Genomic DNA, 15,714 nt, shown 5'->3' with positions numbered 1-15,714 from the left:
GGCGGCCATAGCGGGTGAAAGCCCCGTACACTCATGAGGTTTACAACATGACTATTGGTGTAGTCGGTCGTAAATGCGGTATGACCCGTATTTTCACCGAAGAAGGTGTCTCCATTCCGGTCACGGTCATTGAGATCGAGCCGAATCGCGTCACCCAGTTCAAAACTGAAGAGACCGATGGCTATCGTGCAGTGCAAGTCACTGTCGGCGAGCGTCGTGCTTCGCGTGTAACAGCAGCTCAGGCTGGCCACTTCGCTAAAGCGAACGTTGCCGCTGGTCGTACCGTAATGGAATTCCGCCTTGAAGAAGGCGAGTACCAGGCCGGCGATCTGATCAACGCTGAAATCTTCGCCGCTGGTCAACTGGTTGATGTGACCGGTCAGTCCAAGGGTAAAGGCTTCCAGGGTACGATCAAGCGTTGGAATTTCCGCGGGCAAGATAACACCCACGGTAACTCCGTATCCCACCGCGTTCCAGGCTCTATCGGCCAGTGCCAGACTCCTGGTCGTGTATTCAAGGGCAAAAAAATGTCCGGTCATATGGGCGCTGAGCGCGTGACCGTGCAGTCCCTCGAAGTAGTGCGCGTGGACGCTGAACGCAATCTGTTGTTGGTCAAGGGCGCTGTTCCTGGCGCTACTGGCGGCAACTTGGTTGTACGTCCAGCAGCCAAGGCTCGCGGTTAAGGGGAAGCTGACATGCAATTAAATGTAAATGACGCTCAAGCGATCGAAGTTTCCGAACTGACATTTGGCGGCGAATTCAACGAGACGCTGGTTCACCAAGCAGTCGTGGCCTACATGGCCGGCGGTCGCCAGGGTTCCAAGCAGCAAAAGACCCGTTCCGACGTTCGTGGTGGCGGTAAGCGCCCATGGCGTCAGAAAGGTACTGGCCGTGCTCGTGCCGGTACTATCCGTAGCCCAATCTGGCGTGGCGGCGGTACCACTTTCGCAGCTCGTCCTCAGGATCACTCCCAGAAGCTGAACAAGAAGATGTATCGCGCAGCAATGCGTTCCATCCTTGCTGAGCTGGTGCGTACTGATCGTCTGGTCGTGGTTCAGGATTTCGCCGTTGAGACGCCGAAAACCAAAGACCTGCTGGGCAAACTGAACAACATGAGCCTGACCGACGTTTTGATCGTGTCGGACGCTGTTGATCAGAACCTGTACCTGGCTGCTCGTAACCTGCCACACGTAGATGTACGTGACGTGCAAGGTTCCGATCCAGTTAGTCTGATCGCATACGACAAGGTGTTGATCACCGTGTCGGCCGTGAAGAAATTCGAGGAGCTGCTGGGATGAACCAGGAACGCGTATTTAAAGTTCTGCTTGGCCCGCACGTTTCCGAGAAGGCTACGGTTCTGGCAGACAAGAAAGGCCAGTTCGTTTTCAAGGTTGCTACTGACGCAACCAAGCTGGAAATCAAGAAGGCCGTCGAAAGCCTGTTCAGCGTGAAAGTAGAGCGTGTTACTACCCTGAATGTTCTGGGTAAGAGCAAGCGCACTGCTCGCGGTCTGGGCAAGCGTAATGACTGGAAGAAGGCAGTTATCTCCCTTCAGCCAGGCCAAGATCTCGATTTCAGCAGCAGTGCTGAGTAAGGAAGGGGTGCATCATGGCAATCGTTAAATGCAAACCGACTTCCCCTGGCCGCCGTTTTGTGGTCAAGGTGGTCAACCAGGAGCTGCATAAAGGCGCTCCTCACGCACCGCTGCTCGAGAAGAAGTCGAAGACTGGTGGTCGTAACAACAATGGCCGTATTACCACTCGTCACATCGGTGGTGGTCATAAGCAGCATTACCGTATGGTCGATTTCCGTCGCAACGACAAAGATGGCATCGTCGCCACTGTCGAGCGTATCGAATACGATCCAAACCGTACTGCTCACATCGCACTGCTCTGCTACGCAGACGGCGAGCGCCGCTACATCATCGCCCCTAAAGGCGTGAGTGCTGGCGACACGCTGATCGCAGGTGCCCTGGCTCCAATCAAGCCAGGCAACGCTCTGCAACTGCGCAACATTCCAGTCGGTTCTACCGTACACGGCATCGAATTGAAGCCAGGTAAAGGCGCTCAGATCGCTCGTTCCGCTGGTGCTTCGGCTCAGCTGATCGCTCGTGAAGGTGTCTACGTGACCCTGCGTCTGCGTTCTGGTGAGATGCGTAAAGTGCTGGCTGAGTGCCGCGCGACCTTGGGCGAAGTCTCGAACTCCGAGCACAGCCTGCGTTCGCTGGGTAAAGCTGGTGCCAAACGCTGGCGTGGCGTTCGCCCAACCGTTCGTGGTGTTGCCATGAACCCGGTTGACCACCCACATGGTGGTGGTGAAGGTCGTACCTCTGGTGGTCGTCATCCGGTATCGCCATGGGGCTTCCCGACTAAGGGCGCGAAGACTCGTGGTAATAAGCGTACCGACAAAATGATCGTCCGTCGTCGCAAGTAAATAGAGGGATACGACAGTGCCACGTTCTCTGAAAAAAGGTCCTTTTATCGATCTTCACCTACTGAAGAAGATCGAAGTGGCGGCGGAAAAGAACGATCGCAAACCAGTTAAAACCTGGTCGCGTCGTTCGATGATCCTGCCACAAATGGTCGGTCTGACCATCGCAGTACACAACGGTCGTCAACACGTCCCAGTTCTCGTTAACGAAGACATGGTCGGCCACAAACTGGGCGAGTTCGCCGGTACCCGCACTTATCGTGGGCACGTGGCAGACAAGAAAGCCAAGCGTTAAGGGGTTAGGAAATGGAAGTAGCCGCTAAGTTGTCGGGCGCTCGAATCTCCGCCCAGAAAGCCCGCTTGGTCGCCGACCAGATCCGCGGGAAGAAGGTGGGCGAAGCGCTCAACCTGTTGGCTTTCAGCAGTAAGAAAGCCGCCGAGATCATGAAGAAAGTGCTGGAGTCGGCCGTAGCCAACGCCGAGCATAACGAAGGCGCAGACGTTGATGACCTGAAGGTCAGCACCGTTTTCGTCAACGAAGGGCGTTCGCTGAAGCGCATCATGCCACGTGCCAAAGGCCGTGCTGATCGCATCGTCAAGCGGTCTTGCCATATCACTGTCAAGGTTGCTGACAAGTAACGGAGTCGAAGAGATGGGTCAGAAAGTACATCCCATTGGCATTCGCCTGGGAATCGTCAAGGAGCACACCTCCGTCTGGTACGCAGACGGTCGGACTTATGCGGACTACTTGTTCGCTGATCTGAAGGTGCGTGAGTATCTCCAAGACAAACTAAAAAGCGCGTCCGTAAGCCGTATCGATATCCATCGTCCGGCCCAAACTGCACGTATCACCATCCACACCGCTCGTCCAGGTATCGTTATCGGGAAGAAAGGTGAAGATGTTGAGAAACTGCGTCAGGACCTGACCAAGCAAATGGGTGTGCCTGTGCACATCAATATCGAAGAGATCCGCAAGCCGGAGCTCGACGGTATGCTGGTTGCGCAGAGCGTAGCTCAGCAGCTGGAGCGTCGCGTAATGTTCCGTCGCGCTATGAAGCGCGCTGTACAGAACGCCATGCGCATTGGTGCCAAAGGCATCAAAATCCAAGTGAGCGGTCGTCTCGGCGGTGCTGAAATCGCACGTACTGAATGGTATCGCGAAGGTCGTGTGCCACTGCACACCCTGCGTGCCGACATCGACTATGCCAACTACGAAGCTCACACCACCTACGGTGTGATCGGTGTAAAGGTTTGGATCTTCAAAGGCGAAGTAATTGGTGGTCGCCAAGAAGAACTGAAACCACAAGCACCAGCGCCTCGTAAAAAAGCTGCTAAGTAAGGGGTACGCCAAATGTTGCAACCAAAGCGTACGAAGTTCCGCAAGCAAATGACTGGTCACAACCGTGGCCTGGCATTGCGCGGTAGCAAAGTCAGCTTCGGCGAGTTCGCGCTGAAGTCTGTTGCTCGTGGTCGTCTCACCGCTCGTCAGATCGAGTCAGCGCGTCGTGCTCTGACCCGTCACGTAAAACGTGGCGGCAAGATCTGGATCCGTGTATTCCCGGACAAGCCGATCTCCAAAAAGCCTCTCGAGGTTCGGATGGGTAAAGGTAAGGGTAACGTGGAATACTGGGTTGCCCAGATTCAGCCAGGCAAAGTCCTGTATGAAATCGAGGGTGTTTCTGAAGAGCTGGCGCGTGAGGCTTTCGCCCTGGCTGCTGCAAAGCTGCCGCTCGCCACCTCCTTTGTTAAACGGACGGTGATGTGATGAAAGCGAATGAACTTCGTGAAAAATCCGCACAGCAGCTGAACGAGCAACTGCTCGGCCTGCTGCGCGACCAGTTCAATCTGCGTATGCAGAAAGCAACTGGCCAGTTGGGGCAGTCTCATCTGCTCTCGCAAGTTAAGCGTGACATCGCTCGCGTGAAGACTGTGCTCAACCAGCAGGCAGGTAAGTAATCATGGCTGAAGCCGAAAAAACTGTCCGTACGCTGACTGGCCGTGTTGTCAGCGACAAGATGGACAAAACCATCACCGTTCTGATCGAGCGTCGCGTTAAGCACCCGATCTACGGTAAATACGTTAAGCGTTCGACTAAGCTGCACGCGCACGACGAAACCAATCAGTGCCACATCGGCGACAAAGTCACTATTCGTGAAACTCGTCCTTTGGCCAAGACCAAGTCTTGGGCGCTGGTTGATGTTCTCGAACGCGCTGTGGAAGTCTAAGGACTAGGGGTCGGAGAAATTATATGATTCAGACTCAATCCATGCTCGATGTGGCCGATAACAGCGGCGCTCGCCGTGTTATGTGCATCAAGGTGCTGGGTGGCTCCCATCGTCGTTACGCTGGTATCGGTGACATCATCAAAGTTACCGTCAAGGAAGCAATTCCTCGCGGTAAAGTGAAAAAAGGCCAAGTGATGACTGCTGTTGTAGTCCGCACTCGTCACGGTGTACGCCGTGCTGATGGCTCCATTATCCGCTTTGATGGCAACGCTGCTGTTCTTCTGAACAACAAGCAAGAGCCGATCGGCACCCGTATCTTTGGGCCAGTGACCCGTGAACTTCGTACTGAGAAGTTCATGAAGATCGTCTCGCTCGCCCCAGAAGTGCTGTAAGGAGATCCGACATGCAAAAGATTCGTCGTGACGACGAGATCATCGTGATCGCCGGCAAAGACAAAGGTAAGCGCGGTAAGGTGCTTAAGGTTCTCGCTAACAACCGTCTGGTTATTGGTGGTCTGAACCTGGTCAAGCGTCATACCAAGCCTAACCCGATGTCGGGCGTGCAGGGCGGTATCGTCGAGAAAGAAGCTCCGCTGGATGCTTCTAACGTCGCCATTTTCAACGGCGAAACCAACAAGGCTGACCGCGTTGGTTTCAAAGTAGAAGACGGCAAGAAAATTCGTGTCTTCAAGTCGACCCAAAAAGCGGTTGATGCTTGAACACTGCTAGGTAGATGAGACCATGGCACGACTAAAAGAGATTTACCGGAAGGAAATTGCTCCGAAACTTAAGGAAGAACTTAAGCTTTCGAACGTGATGGAAGTTCCGCGCGTTACCAAAATCACCCTGAACATGGGTCTGGGCGAAGCGATCGGCGACAAAAAAGTCATCGAGCACGCTGTTGCTGACCTGGAAAAGATCACCGGCCAGAAAGTCGTTGTGACCTACGCTCGCAAATCCATCGCTGGCTTTAAAGTCCGTGAAGGTTGGCCGATCGGCGTCAAAGTGACCCTGCGCCGTGAGCGTATGTACGAGTTCCTGGATCGTCTGCTGTCGATCTCCCTGCCTCGGGTTCGCGACTTCCGCGGCCTGAATGCCAAGTCCTTCGATGGTCGTGGTAACTACAGCATGGGCGTAAAAGAGCAGATCATCTTCCCGGAAATCGACTACGACAAGATCGATGCTCTCCGCGGTCTGGACATCACCCTGACCACCACTGCCAAGAACGATGATGAAGGCCGCGCTCTGCTGCGTGCGTTCAAATTCCCGTTCCGCAACTGATTGGAGTAGGACCATGGCCAAGATGAGCATGAAAAACCGCGAGCTGAAGCGTCAGCTCACGGTTGCCAAGTACGCCAAGAAGCGTGCAGCACTGAAAGCAATCATCGTTGATCTGAACGCAAGTCCAGAAGCACGTTGGGAAGCTACAGTTGCCCTGCAGAAGCAGCCACGTGACGCAAGCGCTTCGCGCATGCGTAACCGCTGCCGCCTCACTGGTCGTCCACACGGCGTTTACCGCAAGTTCGGCCTCGGCCGTAACAAGCTGCGTGAAGCGGCAATGCGTGGTGACGTACCAGGTCTGGTTAAAGCCAGCTGGTAAGTACTTTCAAAGTCTCGGTGTTCAGGTTCGCAAGATCCTGACCGCCGGTGGCCTTGAATCTGAATCAAGCCCCTTTTGGGGCTTGATTCATTTCCGGGGTGTGTCTAGAATACCCGGCTCGCCTGAGCCCGTGTTTTCTTTGCTCGGAGATTCTCGGCGACACGTAGTAGCCGCAAGGCTAATTTTTCTGTATTAGGAGCGTCTAGCCCATGAGTATGCAGGACCCGTTAGCGGACATGCTAACTCGAATCCGTAATGCCCAGATGGCTGAAAAGTCCGTCGTAAGCATGCCATCTTCTACTTTGAAGGTAGCTGTTGCCAAAGTCCTGAAGGACGAAGGTTACATTGCGGGTTATCAGATCAGCAGCGAAACCAAACCACTGCTGTCTATCGAGCTGAAATATTTCGAAGGCCGTCCGGTTATCGAAGAAGTGAAGCGCGTTAGCCGTCCAGGCCTGCGTCAGTACAAGTCCGTCGAAGATCTGCCGAAAGTTCGTGGCGGTCTCGGTGTGTCTATCGTCTCCACCAACAAGGGTGTGATGACTGATCGTGCTGCGCGCGCTGCCGGTGTCGGCGGCGAAGTTCTTTGCACTGTGTTCTAAGGGGGGATAAGCATGTCTCGCGTCGCTAAGAACCCCGTTAAGCTGCCAGCCGGTGTCGAAGTAAAATTCGCAGGCCAACAGCTTTCGGTGAAGGGTGCCAAGGGCACTCTCGAACTGAACATCCATTCGTCCGTTGAGATCGTTGAAGAAGCTGGTGAGCTGCGTTTCGCTGCTCGCAATGGCGATCAACAGACTCGCGCAATGGCTGGTACCACTCGTGCGTTGGTAAACAACATGGTCCAAGGCGTAAGCCAAGGCTTCGAGCGCAAGCTCCAGCTGGTCGGTGTTGGTTACAAAGCGCAAGCAAAAGGCACAGTGCTGAACCTGGCTCTTGGCTTCTCGCACCCAGTGGATTACGAACTGCCGGAAGGCATCACCGCTGAGACTCCTAGCCAGACCGATATCCTTATCAAGGGCATCGACAAGCAGCTGGTAGGTCAAGTGGCCGCCGAGATCCGCGACTTCCGTCCACCAGAGCCGTACAAAGGCAAAGGTGTGCGCTACGCGGACGAAGTCGTCCGTCGTAAAGAAGCCAAGAAGAAGTAGGGCATAGCAAATGACCGACAAAAAAGTTACTCGACTGCGTCGCGCTCGCAAAGCACGCCTGAAAATGCACGAACTCGAAGTCGTGCGTCTCTGCGTGTTCCGCTCTTCGCAGCACATCTACGCCCAGGTCATTTCGGCCGACGGCAACAAAGTCCTGGCAAGTGCCTCGACTTTGGATAAAGAACTGCGTGATGGCGCCACTGGCAACATCGACGCGGCCACTAAGGTTGGCCAGCTGGTCGCTACGCGTGCTAAGGCCGCTGGCGTCTCGCAGGTGGCTTTCGACCGCTCTGGCTTCAAGTACCACGGCCGCGTTAAAGCGCTGGCTGATGCTGCTCGTGAAGCTGGGCTGGAGTTCTAAGTTATGTCAAATAACGACCAAAAGCGCGACGAAGGCTACATCGAGAAGCTGGTTCAAGTTAACCGCGTAGCCAAAACCGTTAAAGGCGGCCGTATCTTCACTTTCACCGCGTTGACCGTGGTTGGTGATGGTAAAGGCCGTGTTGGCTTCGGCCGTGGCAAGTCGCGTGAAGTGCCTGCTGCGATCCAGAAGGCAATGGAAGCTGCTCGCCGCAACATGATCCAGGTTGATCTGAACGGCACCACTCTGCAGTACGCAATGAAGTCCGCTCACGGCGCTTCGAAGGTGTACATGCAGCCTGCTTCTGAAGGTACCGGTATCATCGCTGGCGGCGCAATGCGTGCCGTTCTCGAAGTTGCTGGCGTTCAGAACGTTCTGGCCAAGTGCTACGGCTCGACTAACCCTGTAAACGTGGTTCACGCCACTTTCAAGGGTTTGAAAGCAATGCAGTCTCCTGAATCCATTGCCGCCAAGCGTGGCAAAAGCGTCAAGGAGATCTTCTGATCATGGCTACCGTTAAAGTAACGCTGATCAAAAGCATGACCGGCCGCATCCCTAACCACAAATTGTGCGTTAAGGGTCTGGGTCTGCGTCGCATCGGTCACACTGTAGAAGTCCAGGATACTCCCGAGAATCGCGGGATGATCAACAAGGCTTACTACATGCTGCGTGTCGAGGGTTAATCGATGAAACTCAATGATCTGAGTCCAGCGCCGGGTTCCCGTCGCGAAAAGCATCGTCCGGGCCGTGGTATCGGTAGTGGTTTGGGTAAGACTGGTGGCCGTGGTCACAAAGGTCAGACCTCCCGCTCCGGTGGCACCATTGCTCCAGGCTTTGAAGGCGGTCAACAGCCGCTGCATCGTCGCCTGCCGAAGTTCGGTTTCGTTTCCCTGAAAGCCATGGACCGCGCAGAAGTGCGTCTGTCCGAGCTGGCTAAAGTGGAAGGCGACATCGTCACCGTGCAGTCCATGAAAGATGCCAACGTGATCAACGTCAACGTTCAGCGTGTGAAAATCATGCTGTCCGGCGAAGTTACTCGCGCTGTAACCATTGGAAAGGGAATCGGCGCCACCAAAGGTGCGCGTGCGGCTATCGAAGCAGCTGGCGGCAAGTTCGAGGAATAAATGGCTAAGCAAGGTGCTCTCTCTGCGCTCGGCAAAGGCGGTATGTCTGAACTCTGGGCTCGTCTGCGTTTTCTGTTCCTGGCGATTATCGTCTACCGAATAGGCGCACACATCCCGGTTCCAGGTATCAACCCGGACCGACTCGCGGACCTGTTTCGACAGAATGAGGGGACCATTCTTAGCTTGTTCAACATGTTTTCCGGCGGCGCGCTGGAACGGATGAGCATCTTTGCACTGGGGATCATGCCGTACATTTCGGCATCGATCATCATGCAACTGATGACCGCCGTCAGCCCGCAGCTGGAGCAGTTGAAGAAGGAAGGTGAAGCTGGCCGTCGCAAGATCAGCCAGTACACCCGCTACCTCACTGTCGTCCTTGCTCTTGTCCAGGCCATTGGCATGTCCATTGGTCTGGCGGGGCAGGGCGTTTCGTTCACTGGTGACTTTAGCTTCCATTTCGTCGCGGTAACCACTTTTGTGGCTGGTGCGATGTTCATGATGTGGCTGGGTGAGCAGATTACTGAGCGTGGTGTTGGCAACGGTATCTCGATGTTGATTTTTTCGGGTATCGTCGCCGGTCTTCCGAGAGCGATTGGGCAGTCTTTCGAGTCTGCCCGTCAGGGTGATATCAACATCTTCGCCCTGGTTGCCATCGGTTTGCTGGCAGTAGCGATCATCGGTTTCGTGGTGTTCATTGAGCGTGGTCAGCGTCGTATCGCCGTTCACTACGCCAAGCGTCAGCAGGGCCGTAAGGTCTTCGCTGCGCAGACTAGCCACTTGCCGCTGAAAGTGAACATGGCCGGTGTTATTCCGGCCATTTTCGCGAGCAGCATTTTGCTGTTCCCGGCTTCGCTGGGTGCCTGGTTCGGTCAGTCTGAAGGTATGGGCTGGTTGCAGGACATCTCGCAGTCGATCGCTCCTGGTCAGCCGTTGAATATTCTGCTGTTTAGTGCAGGGATTATTTTCTTCTGCTTCTTCTATACGGCGTTGATGTTCAATCCGAAAGACGTAGCGGAAAACCTGAAGAAGTCCGGTGCCTTTATTCCGGGCATTCGTCCAGGTGAGCAGTCTGCGCGCTACATTGATGGCGTTCTGACCCGCTTGACCCTGTTCGGTGCTCTTTACATGACGGCCGTGTGCCTGTTGCCCCAGTTCCTGGTGGTTGCAGCCAACGTTCCGTTCTACCTTGGCGGGACCTCGTTGCTGATCGTCGTCGTGGTTGTGATGGACTTCATGTCCCAAGTACAATCGCACCTCGTTTCGCACCAGTACGAATCCCTGATGAAGAAAGCCAACCTGAAGGGTTACGGCAGCGGCATGCTGCGCTGACCCATAAGGTTCGAGGAGTTGGTGATGAAAGTTCGTGCATCGGTGAAAAAGCTGTGCCGTAACTGCAAGATTATTCGCCGCGAAGGTGTTGTTCGAGTAATTTGCAGCGCGGAACCGCGTCACAAACAGCGCCAAGGCTGAGTGTGATTGTGCTTCAAGCCCGGTAGCTAGTGCGCTACCGGGTTGATTATTTGTTATTACAGCGATATTATCTCGCGCCCTATTTCTTGGCTTCCGGGGCGTAGGTAGCTGTCAATTGGAGTCCCACTGAATGGCCCGTATTGCAGGCGTTAACATTCCAGATAACAAGCATACTGTTATCTCGCTGACCTACATCTATGGTGTTGGTCGCACTACTGCACAGAAAATTTGTGCAGAGACTGGGGTAAACCCAGCAGCAAAGATCAAAGATCTGAGCGACGAGCAAATTGAACAGCTGCGTGGCGAAGTGGCGAAGTTCACCACTGAAGGTGACCTGCGTCGCGAAATCAACATGAAAATCAAGCGCTTGATGGACCTCGGTTGCTATCGCGGTCTGCGTCATCGTCGTGGTCTGCCAGTACGCGGTCAGCGTACCAAGACCAACGCGCGTACCCGTAAAGGTCCGCGTAAGCCGATCCGCAAGTAATCGCCCCAGCGAATCGACAGGAATTTAATCATGGCAAAACCTGCTGCTCGTCCTCGTAAAAAAGTTAAAAAGACAGTGGTTGATGGCATCGCCCACATCCATGCATCTTTTAACAACACCATCGTGACCATTACCGACCGTCAAGGTAACGCTCTTTCCTGGGCTACCTCCGGTGGTTCGGGTTTCCGCGGTTCCCGCAAGTCCACCCCGTTCGCTGCTCAAGTAGCTGCTGAACGTGCTGGTCAAGCTGCGCTGGAATACGGCCTGAAAAACCTCGACGTAAACGTCAAAGGTCCAGGTCCAGGTCGTGAATCCGCAGTCCGCGCTTTGAACGGCTGTGGCTACAAGATCGCCAGCATCACCGACGTGACGCCAATCCCGCACAACGGGTGCCGTCCGCCGAAGAAGCGCCGCGTGTAATCCAGGAGATTGTAAAGAATGGCTCGTTACATTGGTCCAAAATGCAAACTCGCTCGTCGCGAAGGCACCGATCTCTTCCTGAAGAGCGGCGTGCGCGCGATCGAATCGAAGTGCAACATTGAAGCAGCACCTGGTATCCACGGCCAACGCCGCGGTCGCCAGTCCGATTACGGCACCCAACTGCGTGAAAAGCAGAAGGTCCGTCGTATCTACGGCGTTCTCGAGCGTCAATTCAGCGGCTACTACAAAGAAGCTGCTGGCAAGAAAGGTGCAACCGGTGAAAACCTGCTGCAACTGCTCGAATGCCGTCTGGACAACGTTGTATACCGTATGGGCTTTGGTTCGACTCGTGCCGAATCCCGTCAGCTGGTATCGCACAAGTCGATCAGCGTAAACGGTCAAACCGTTAACGTTCCGTCCTACCAGGTTCGTGCTGGTGACGTGGTTGCTGTTCGCGAGAAAGCAAAAAACCAACTTCGCATTGTCCAAGCTCTCGATCTGTGTGCCCAACGTGGCCGCGTAGAATGGGTAGAAGTAGACACTGAGAAGAAGTCGGGCGTTTTCAAGAACGTTCCAGCTCGCAGTGATCTGTCCGCCGACATCAACGAAAGCCTGATTGTCGAGCTCTACTCCAAGTAAGGGCTAGAAAATAGGTGCATCCATGCAGATTTCGGTAAATGAGTTCCTGACACCCCGCCACATTGATGTGCAGGTTGTCAGTCCAACCCGCGCCAAGATCACTCTCGAGCCTCTCGAGCGTGGTTTTGGCCACACCCTGGGCAACGCGCTGCGCCGCATCCTGTTGTCCTCAATGCCTGGCTGTGCAGTAGTCGAGGCCGAGATTGACGGTGTGCTCCACGAGTACAGCGCCATCGAAGGTGTACAGGAAGACGTAATTGAAATCCTGTTGAACCTTAAAGGTCTGGCTATCAAGCTGCACGGCCGTGACGAAGTTACGCTGACCTTGTCGAAGAAGGGTTCGGGGGTGGTTACCGCTGCCGATATTCAGCTGGATCATGATGTCGAGATCGTTAATCCCGATCACGTAATCGCTAACCTGGCGTCTAACGGCGCCCTGAACATGAAGCTCGTAGTAGCTCGTGGTCGTGGTTATGAACCAGCCGACTCGCGTCAGAGCGATGAAGACGAAAGCCGCAGCATCGGTCGCTTGCAGCTTGACTCTTCGTTCAGCCCGGTTCGCCGTATCGCATACGTGGTGGAAAACGCCCGTGTCGAGCAGCGTACCAACCTGGACAAGCTGGTTATTGATCTGGAAACCAACGGTACTCTGGATCCTGAAGAGGCTATCCGCCGCGCTGCAACCATCCTGCAACAGCAGTTGGCTGCGTTCGTCGACCTCAAAGGTGACAGCGAACCAGTGGTAATCGAGCAAGAAGACGAGATCGATCCGATCCTGCTTCGCCCGGTTGACGATCTGGAACTGACTGTACGTTCGGCTAACTGCCTTAAGGCGGAAAACATCTACTACATCGGTGACCTGATTCAGCGTACCGAAGTAGAGCTGTTGAAGACTCCGAACCTGGGCAAGAAATCCTTGACTGAAATCAAGGACGTTCTGGCCTCCCGCGGTCTGTCCCTCGGCATGCGCCTCGACAACTGGCCGCCTGCAAGTCTTAAGAAGGACGACAAGGCGACTGCCTGATCGTCGTAATCACCGAACGTAGTGTTTGGTAAGGAATGAACCATGCGTCATCGTAAAAGTGGTCGTCACCTGAGCCGCACCAGCTCGCACCGCAAGGCCATGTTCCAAAACATGGCGGTGTCGCTGTTCGAGCACGAGCTGATCAAAACTACTCTGCCAAAAGCTAAAGAGCTGCGCCGCGTTGCCGAGCCGCTGATCACTTTGGCCAAGACAGATAGCGTTGCTAACCGCCGTCTGGCTTTCGACCGTACTCGTTCGAAAGCTATCGTTGGTAAGCTCTTCAACGACCTGGGCAAGCGTTACGCTACCCGTGAGGGTGGCTACCTGCGCATCCTCAAGTGCGGTTTCCGCGCTGGCGACAACGCGCCTATGGCGTACGTCGAGTTGGTTGATCGTGCTACTGCTGGCGAAGCTGTATCTGCCGAGTAAGACGTCAGTCTGAAACAAAGAACCGGGCCTAGTGCCCGGTTTTTTGTGTTCGCTATAAAAGTGCGGCAGTCTTCATGCTATTAGGTATTTTCTATCGATTCTCATCAGTTAATGAATTAGATGATGTCATCTTGATCATCAATACTTCCTTTCAGCCGATTAGCCGGCAGTTCAAGACTGACAAAGGAAGAGATCGCATGAGCCAAAATAAAACGCTTACCACTGCCAGTGGCGCTCCTGTCGCCGACAACCAGAATTCCCGCTCCGCCGGCCCTCGAGGCCCGCTGCTACTCGACGATTTTCATCTGATCGAGAAGCTCGCCCACTTCAATCGCGAAAACATCCCGGAACGCCGTGTACATGCCAAAGGCTCGGGCGCCTACGGGACGTTCACCGTGACGCGTGATATCACCCAATACACCAGCGCCAAGCTGTTCGAGGCTGTAGGTAAACAGACTCCGACGTTTCTGCGTTTCTCCACCGTAGGTGGTGAGCGTGGTTCTGCCGACACTGAGCGTGACCCGCGCGGGTTTGCCTTGAAGTACTACACCGAAGAAGGCAACTGGGACATTGTCGGCAATAACACGCCTGTGTTCTTCATTCGTGATCCGCTGAAATTCCCGGACTTTATCCACACGCAAAAACGTCTGCCGCAGAGCAACCTCAAAAGCGCTCAGGCTATGTGGGACTTCTGGTCGCATTCTCCTGAAGCGCTGCACCAGGTCACTATTCTGTTCTCCGACCGCGGCATTCCTGATGGCTACCGTCACATGCATGGCTTCGGCAGTCACACCTACAGCCTGATCAACGCCAACGGTGACCGTCATTGGGTCAAGTGGCACTACAAGACCCAGCAAGGGATCAAGAACCTGGCACCGGCAGATGCTTCGCGTCTGGCTGGCACGGATCCGGATTACGCTCAGCGCGATCTGTTTGAGGCTATCGAGCGCGGTGACTTCCCGAAATGGAGCGTGTGCATCCAAGTCATGACCGAGGCCCAGGCCGCCGCCCATTATGAAAACCCGTTTGATGTCACCAAAACCTGGTCGCAGAAGGAGTTTCCACTGATCGAAGTCGGTGTGCTGGAACTCAATCGCAACCCGCTCAACTACTTCGCTGAAGTTGAGCAAGCCGCTTTCGGTCCTAGCAACATGGTGCCCGGTGTAGGCCTGTCCCCGGATCGCATGCTGCAAGGACGTGTTTTCGCTTACGCCGACGCGCACCGCTACCGTGTTGGTACCAATCACCAGCAACTGGCGGTGAACGCGCCCCGCAGTCCGGTTAACACTTACCAGCGCGATGGCTCGATGGCTTTTGGCAGCAATGGCGGTGCAGCACCGAACTATGAGCCGAACAGCTACGTGGAGTCGCCTAAACAGGCGCCTCGTTATGCCGAGCCTGCGTTGGCTTTGAGCGGCGCTGCCGATCGCTATGATCATCGTGAGGATACCGACTACTACAGTCACGCCGGTGCGCTGTTCCGGTTGATGAGTGGTGATCAGAAAAACCTGCTGGTCAGCAATATCGCCGGCGCATTGGCAGGCGTATCAAGCGATGTGGTCGACCGTCAGTTGCAGCATTTTTACAAGGCGGACCCGGCGTATGGAGAAGCAATCGCAACGCTGCTTAACGTACAGCTTAACGAAGTCTAAATGAGAAGCAGAACCGCCCTTGTTTGGGCGGTTTTTGCGTTATTTAAACCATTTTTCTCAGAATATCTTCGCTTTTATCGCGCAAACGGAGTGACCAATCCGTCGTCGTGGTTCAAACTACAGACTTTCAAGCAGGGAGATGTAGGGCGATGCAAGGCCACCCAGACGTTATCGATTACCTCAACACGTTGCTGACCGGCGAACTGGCTGCACGTGATCAATATTTCGTCCATTCGCGGATGTATGAGGACTGGGGTTTCACCAAGCTCTACGAACGTATCAACCATGAGATGGAAGAGGAAGCCGGGCACGCCGATGCGCTGATGCGCCGGATTTTGATGCTCGAAGGTACGCCGCGCATGCGTCCGGACGACCTTGATGTCGGCACCACCGTTCCTGAGATGCTCGAAGCGGATCTTCGCCTTGAGTACAAAGTCCGTGCCGCGCTGTGCAAGGGCATCGCGCTCTGTGAGCAGCACAAGGACTACGTCAGCCGCGAGATGCTGCGTATCCAGCTCAACGACACTGAAGAAGATCACACCTACTGGCTGGAAAAGCAGTTGGGTCTGATCAAGTTGATCGGTCTGGAGAACTACCTGCAATCTCACGCTTGATTCCGGCGTCGATGAGATAGATATCGCCAGCAAGCCGGCTCCTACGGGGTTTCCCACGATTTCGTGAAGATCCACAAAAAAGCCCCTGTCAC

The 15,714-nt window shown here is 54.7% G+C and carries 29 protein-coding genes; all 29 read left to right on the top strand.

What is annotated here, in order from left to right:
- Nucleotides 1-47: 47 nt before the first annotated feature.
- The 29 genes from rplC (at nt 48) to bfr (ending at nt 15,622) form a co-directional block, all read left to right on the top strand.
- Nucleotides 48-683, top strand: coding sequence for a 50S ribosomal protein L3 (rplC, locus tag NL64_RS10710; protein ID WP_003186059.1), 636 nt, complete (start codon nt 48-50; stop codon nt 681-683).
- Nucleotides 684-695: 12 nt separating this feature from the next.
- Entirely contained in the window at nt 696-1,298 is a 603-nt protein-coding gene (gene rplD, locus NL64_RS10705) for a 50S ribosomal protein L4 (RefSeq protein ID WP_003228735.1), read from the top strand.
- A complete protein-coding gene (rplW, locus tag NL64_RS10700; protein WP_002555488.1) occupies nt 1,295-1,594 on the top strand; it encodes a 50S ribosomal protein L23 in 300 nt (99 codons plus the stop codon). The genes rplD and rplW overlap by 4 nt, the downstream gene beginning before the upstream one ends.
- A 14-nt stretch (nt 1,595-1,608) precedes the next feature.
- A complete protein-coding gene (gene rplB, locus NL64_RS10695) occupies nt 1,609-2,433 on the top strand; it encodes a 50S ribosomal protein L2 (protein ID WP_008018194.1) in 825 nt (274 codons plus the stop codon).
- A 16-nt stretch (nt 2,434-2,449) separates the two neighbouring features.
- Nucleotides 2,450-2,725 carry a 30S ribosomal protein S19 gene (gene rpsS / locus NL64_RS10690; protein ID WP_002555486.1) on the top strand — a complete coding sequence of 92 codons (276 nt, stop codon included), beginning with the start codon at nt 2,450-2,452 and terminating at the stop codon, nt 2,723-2,725.
- A gap of 11 nt (nt 2,726-2,736) precedes the next feature.
- On the top strand, nt 2,737-3,069 hold the full coding sequence (rplV, locus tag NL64_RS10685) for a 50S ribosomal protein L22 (RefSeq protein ID WP_003103908.1): 333 nt from the start codon (nt 2,737-2,739) through the stop codon (nt 3,067-3,069).
- Nucleotides 3,070-3,082: 13 nt separating this feature from the next.
- Entirely contained in the window at nt 3,083-3,769 is a 687-nt protein-coding gene (gene rpsC / locus NL64_RS10680) for a 30S ribosomal protein S3 (RefSeq protein WP_003176422.1), read from the top strand.
- A gap of 12 nt (nt 3,770-3,781) precedes the next feature.
- Nucleotides 3,782-4,195, top strand: coding sequence for a 50S ribosomal protein L16 (gene rplP / locus NL64_RS10675; protein ID WP_003228729.1), 414 nt, complete (start codon nt 3,782-3,784; stop codon nt 4,193-4,195).
- Entirely contained in the window at nt 4,195-4,386 is a 192-nt protein-coding gene (gene rpmC, locus NL64_RS10670) for a 50S ribosomal protein L29 (protein ID WP_002555481.1), read from the top strand. Before rplP ends, rpmC begins: the two co-directional genes overlap by 1 nt.
- A gap of 2 nt (nt 4,387-4,388) precedes the next feature.
- Nucleotides 4,389-4,655: a 30S ribosomal protein S17 gene (gene rpsQ / locus NL64_RS10665; protein WP_003176419.1), complete on the top strand. Its 267-nt coding sequence runs from the start codon at nt 4,389-4,391 to the stop codon at nt 4,653-4,655.
- 23 nt (nt 4,656-4,678) lie between these two features.
- Nucleotides 4,679-5,047 (top strand): 50S ribosomal protein L14, encoded by a 369-nt coding sequence (gene rplN, locus NL64_RS10660; RefSeq protein ID WP_002555479.1) that lies wholly within the window; start codon nt 4,679-4,681, stop codon nt 5,045-5,047.
- Between the two features lie 11 nt (nt 5,048-5,058).
- Entirely contained in the window at nt 5,059-5,373 is a 315-nt protein-coding gene (rplX, locus tag NL64_RS10655; RefSeq protein ID WP_003176416.1) for a 50S ribosomal protein L24, read from the top strand.
- A gap of 22 nt (nt 5,374-5,395) precedes the next feature.
- Entirely contained in the window at nt 5,396-5,935 is a 540-nt protein-coding gene (rplE, locus tag NL64_RS10650; RefSeq protein WP_003210069.1) for a 50S ribosomal protein L5, read from the top strand.
- Nucleotides 5,936-5,948: 13 nt separating this feature from the next.
- Nucleotides 5,949-6,254, top strand: a complete 306-nt coding sequence (gene rpsN / locus NL64_RS10645) for a 30S ribosomal protein S14 (protein ID WP_003176414.1) — start codon at nt 5,949-5,951, stop codon at nt 6,252-6,254.
- 209 nt (nt 6,255-6,463) lie between these two features.
- Nucleotides 6,464-6,856, top strand: coding sequence for a 30S ribosomal protein S8 (gene rpsH, locus NL64_RS10640; protein ID WP_003228724.1), 393 nt, complete (start codon nt 6,464-6,466; stop codon nt 6,854-6,856).
- Nucleotides 6,857-6,868: 12 nt separating this feature from the next.
- Nucleotides 6,869-7,402 carry a 50S ribosomal protein L6 gene (gene rplF / locus NL64_RS10635; protein ID WP_003176412.1) on the top strand — a complete coding sequence of 178 codons (534 nt, stop codon included), beginning with the start codon at nt 6,869-6,871 and terminating at the stop codon, nt 7,400-7,402.
- 10 nt (nt 7,403-7,412) lie between these two features.
- Nucleotides 7,413-7,763, top strand: a complete 351-nt coding sequence (gene rplR / locus NL64_RS10630) for a 50S ribosomal protein L18 (RefSeq protein ID WP_003186037.1) — start codon at nt 7,413-7,415, stop codon at nt 7,761-7,763.
- Nucleotides 7,764-7,766: 3 nt separating this feature from the next.
- Entirely contained in the window at nt 7,767-8,267 is a 501-nt protein-coding gene (rpsE, locus tag NL64_RS10625) for a 30S ribosomal protein S5 (RefSeq protein WP_003186035.1), read from the top strand.
- Nucleotides 8,268-8,269: 2 nt separating this feature from the next.
- A complete protein-coding gene (rpmD, locus tag NL64_RS10620; protein WP_003176408.1) occupies nt 8,270-8,446 on the top strand; it encodes a 50S ribosomal protein L30 in 177 nt (58 codons plus the stop codon).
- Between the two features lie 3 nt (nt 8,447-8,449).
- On the top strand, nt 8,450-8,887 hold the full coding sequence (gene rplO / locus NL64_RS10615) for a 50S ribosomal protein L15 (RefSeq protein ID WP_034148073.1): 438 nt from the start codon (nt 8,450-8,452) through the stop codon (nt 8,885-8,887).
- Nucleotides 8,888-10,216, top strand: a complete 1,329-nt coding sequence (gene secY, locus NL64_RS10610) for a preprotein translocase subunit SecY (RefSeq protein ID WP_008065724.1) — start codon at nt 8,888-8,890, stop codon at nt 10,214-10,216.
- A gap of 24 nt (nt 10,217-10,240) precedes the next feature.
- Nucleotides 10,241-10,357 carry a 50S ribosomal protein L36 gene (gene rpmJ / locus NL64_RS30100; RefSeq protein ID WP_002555468.1) on the top strand — a complete coding sequence of 39 codons (117 nt, stop codon included), beginning with the start codon at nt 10,241-10,243 and terminating at the stop codon, nt 10,355-10,357.
- Nucleotides 10,358-10,487: 130 nt separating this feature from the next.
- The gene (gene rpsM, locus NL64_RS10600) at nt 10,488-10,844 is read left to right on the top strand and encodes a 30S ribosomal protein S13 (RefSeq protein WP_009045849.1); all 357 of its coding nucleotides are present in this window, start codon (nt 10,488-10,490) and stop codon (nt 10,842-10,844) included.
- Nucleotides 10,845-10,874: 30 nt separating this feature from the next.
- Nucleotides 10,875-11,264 (top strand): 30S ribosomal protein S11, encoded by a 390-nt coding sequence (gene rpsK, locus NL64_RS10595; protein ID WP_002555466.1) that lies wholly within the window; start codon nt 10,875-10,877, stop codon nt 11,262-11,264.
- Between the two features lie 18 nt (nt 11,265-11,282).
- On the top strand, nt 11,283-11,903 hold the full coding sequence (rpsD, locus tag NL64_RS10590) for a 30S ribosomal protein S4 (RefSeq protein ID WP_003176404.1): 621 nt from the start codon (nt 11,283-11,285) through the stop codon (nt 11,901-11,903).
- 22 nt (nt 11,904-11,925) lie between these two features.
- Nucleotides 11,926-12,927 (top strand): DNA-directed RNA polymerase subunit alpha, encoded by a 1,002-nt coding sequence (locus NL64_RS10585; RefSeq protein WP_007924176.1) that lies wholly within the window; start codon nt 11,926-11,928, stop codon nt 12,925-12,927.
- Between the two features lie 42 nt (nt 12,928-12,969).
- Nucleotides 12,970-13,356: a 50S ribosomal protein L17 gene (rplQ, locus tag NL64_RS10580; RefSeq protein WP_007970429.1), complete on the top strand. Its 387-nt coding sequence runs from the start codon at nt 12,970-12,972 to the stop codon at nt 13,354-13,356.
- 197 nt (nt 13,357-13,553) lie between these two features.
- Nucleotides 13,554-15,008 (top strand): catalase, encoded by a 1,455-nt coding sequence (locus NL64_RS10575; protein ID WP_034148072.1) that lies wholly within the window; start codon nt 13,554-13,556, stop codon nt 15,006-15,008.
- Nucleotides 15,009-15,157: 149 nt separating this feature from the next.
- Nucleotides 15,158-15,622 (top strand): bacterioferritin, encoded by a 465-nt coding sequence (bfr, locus tag NL64_RS10570; RefSeq protein WP_034148071.1) that lies wholly within the window; start codon nt 15,158-15,160, stop codon nt 15,620-15,622.
- Nucleotides 15,623-15,714 lie beyond the last annotated feature (92 nt).

It is taken from the genome of Pseudomonas fluorescens (assembly GCF_000802965.1).
Lineage (GTDB): Bacteria > Pseudomonadota > Gammaproteobacteria > Pseudomonadales > Pseudomonadaceae > Aquipseudomonas > Aquipseudomonas fluorescens_A.
This window is presented reverse-complemented; position numbering and strand designations above follow the sequence as displayed.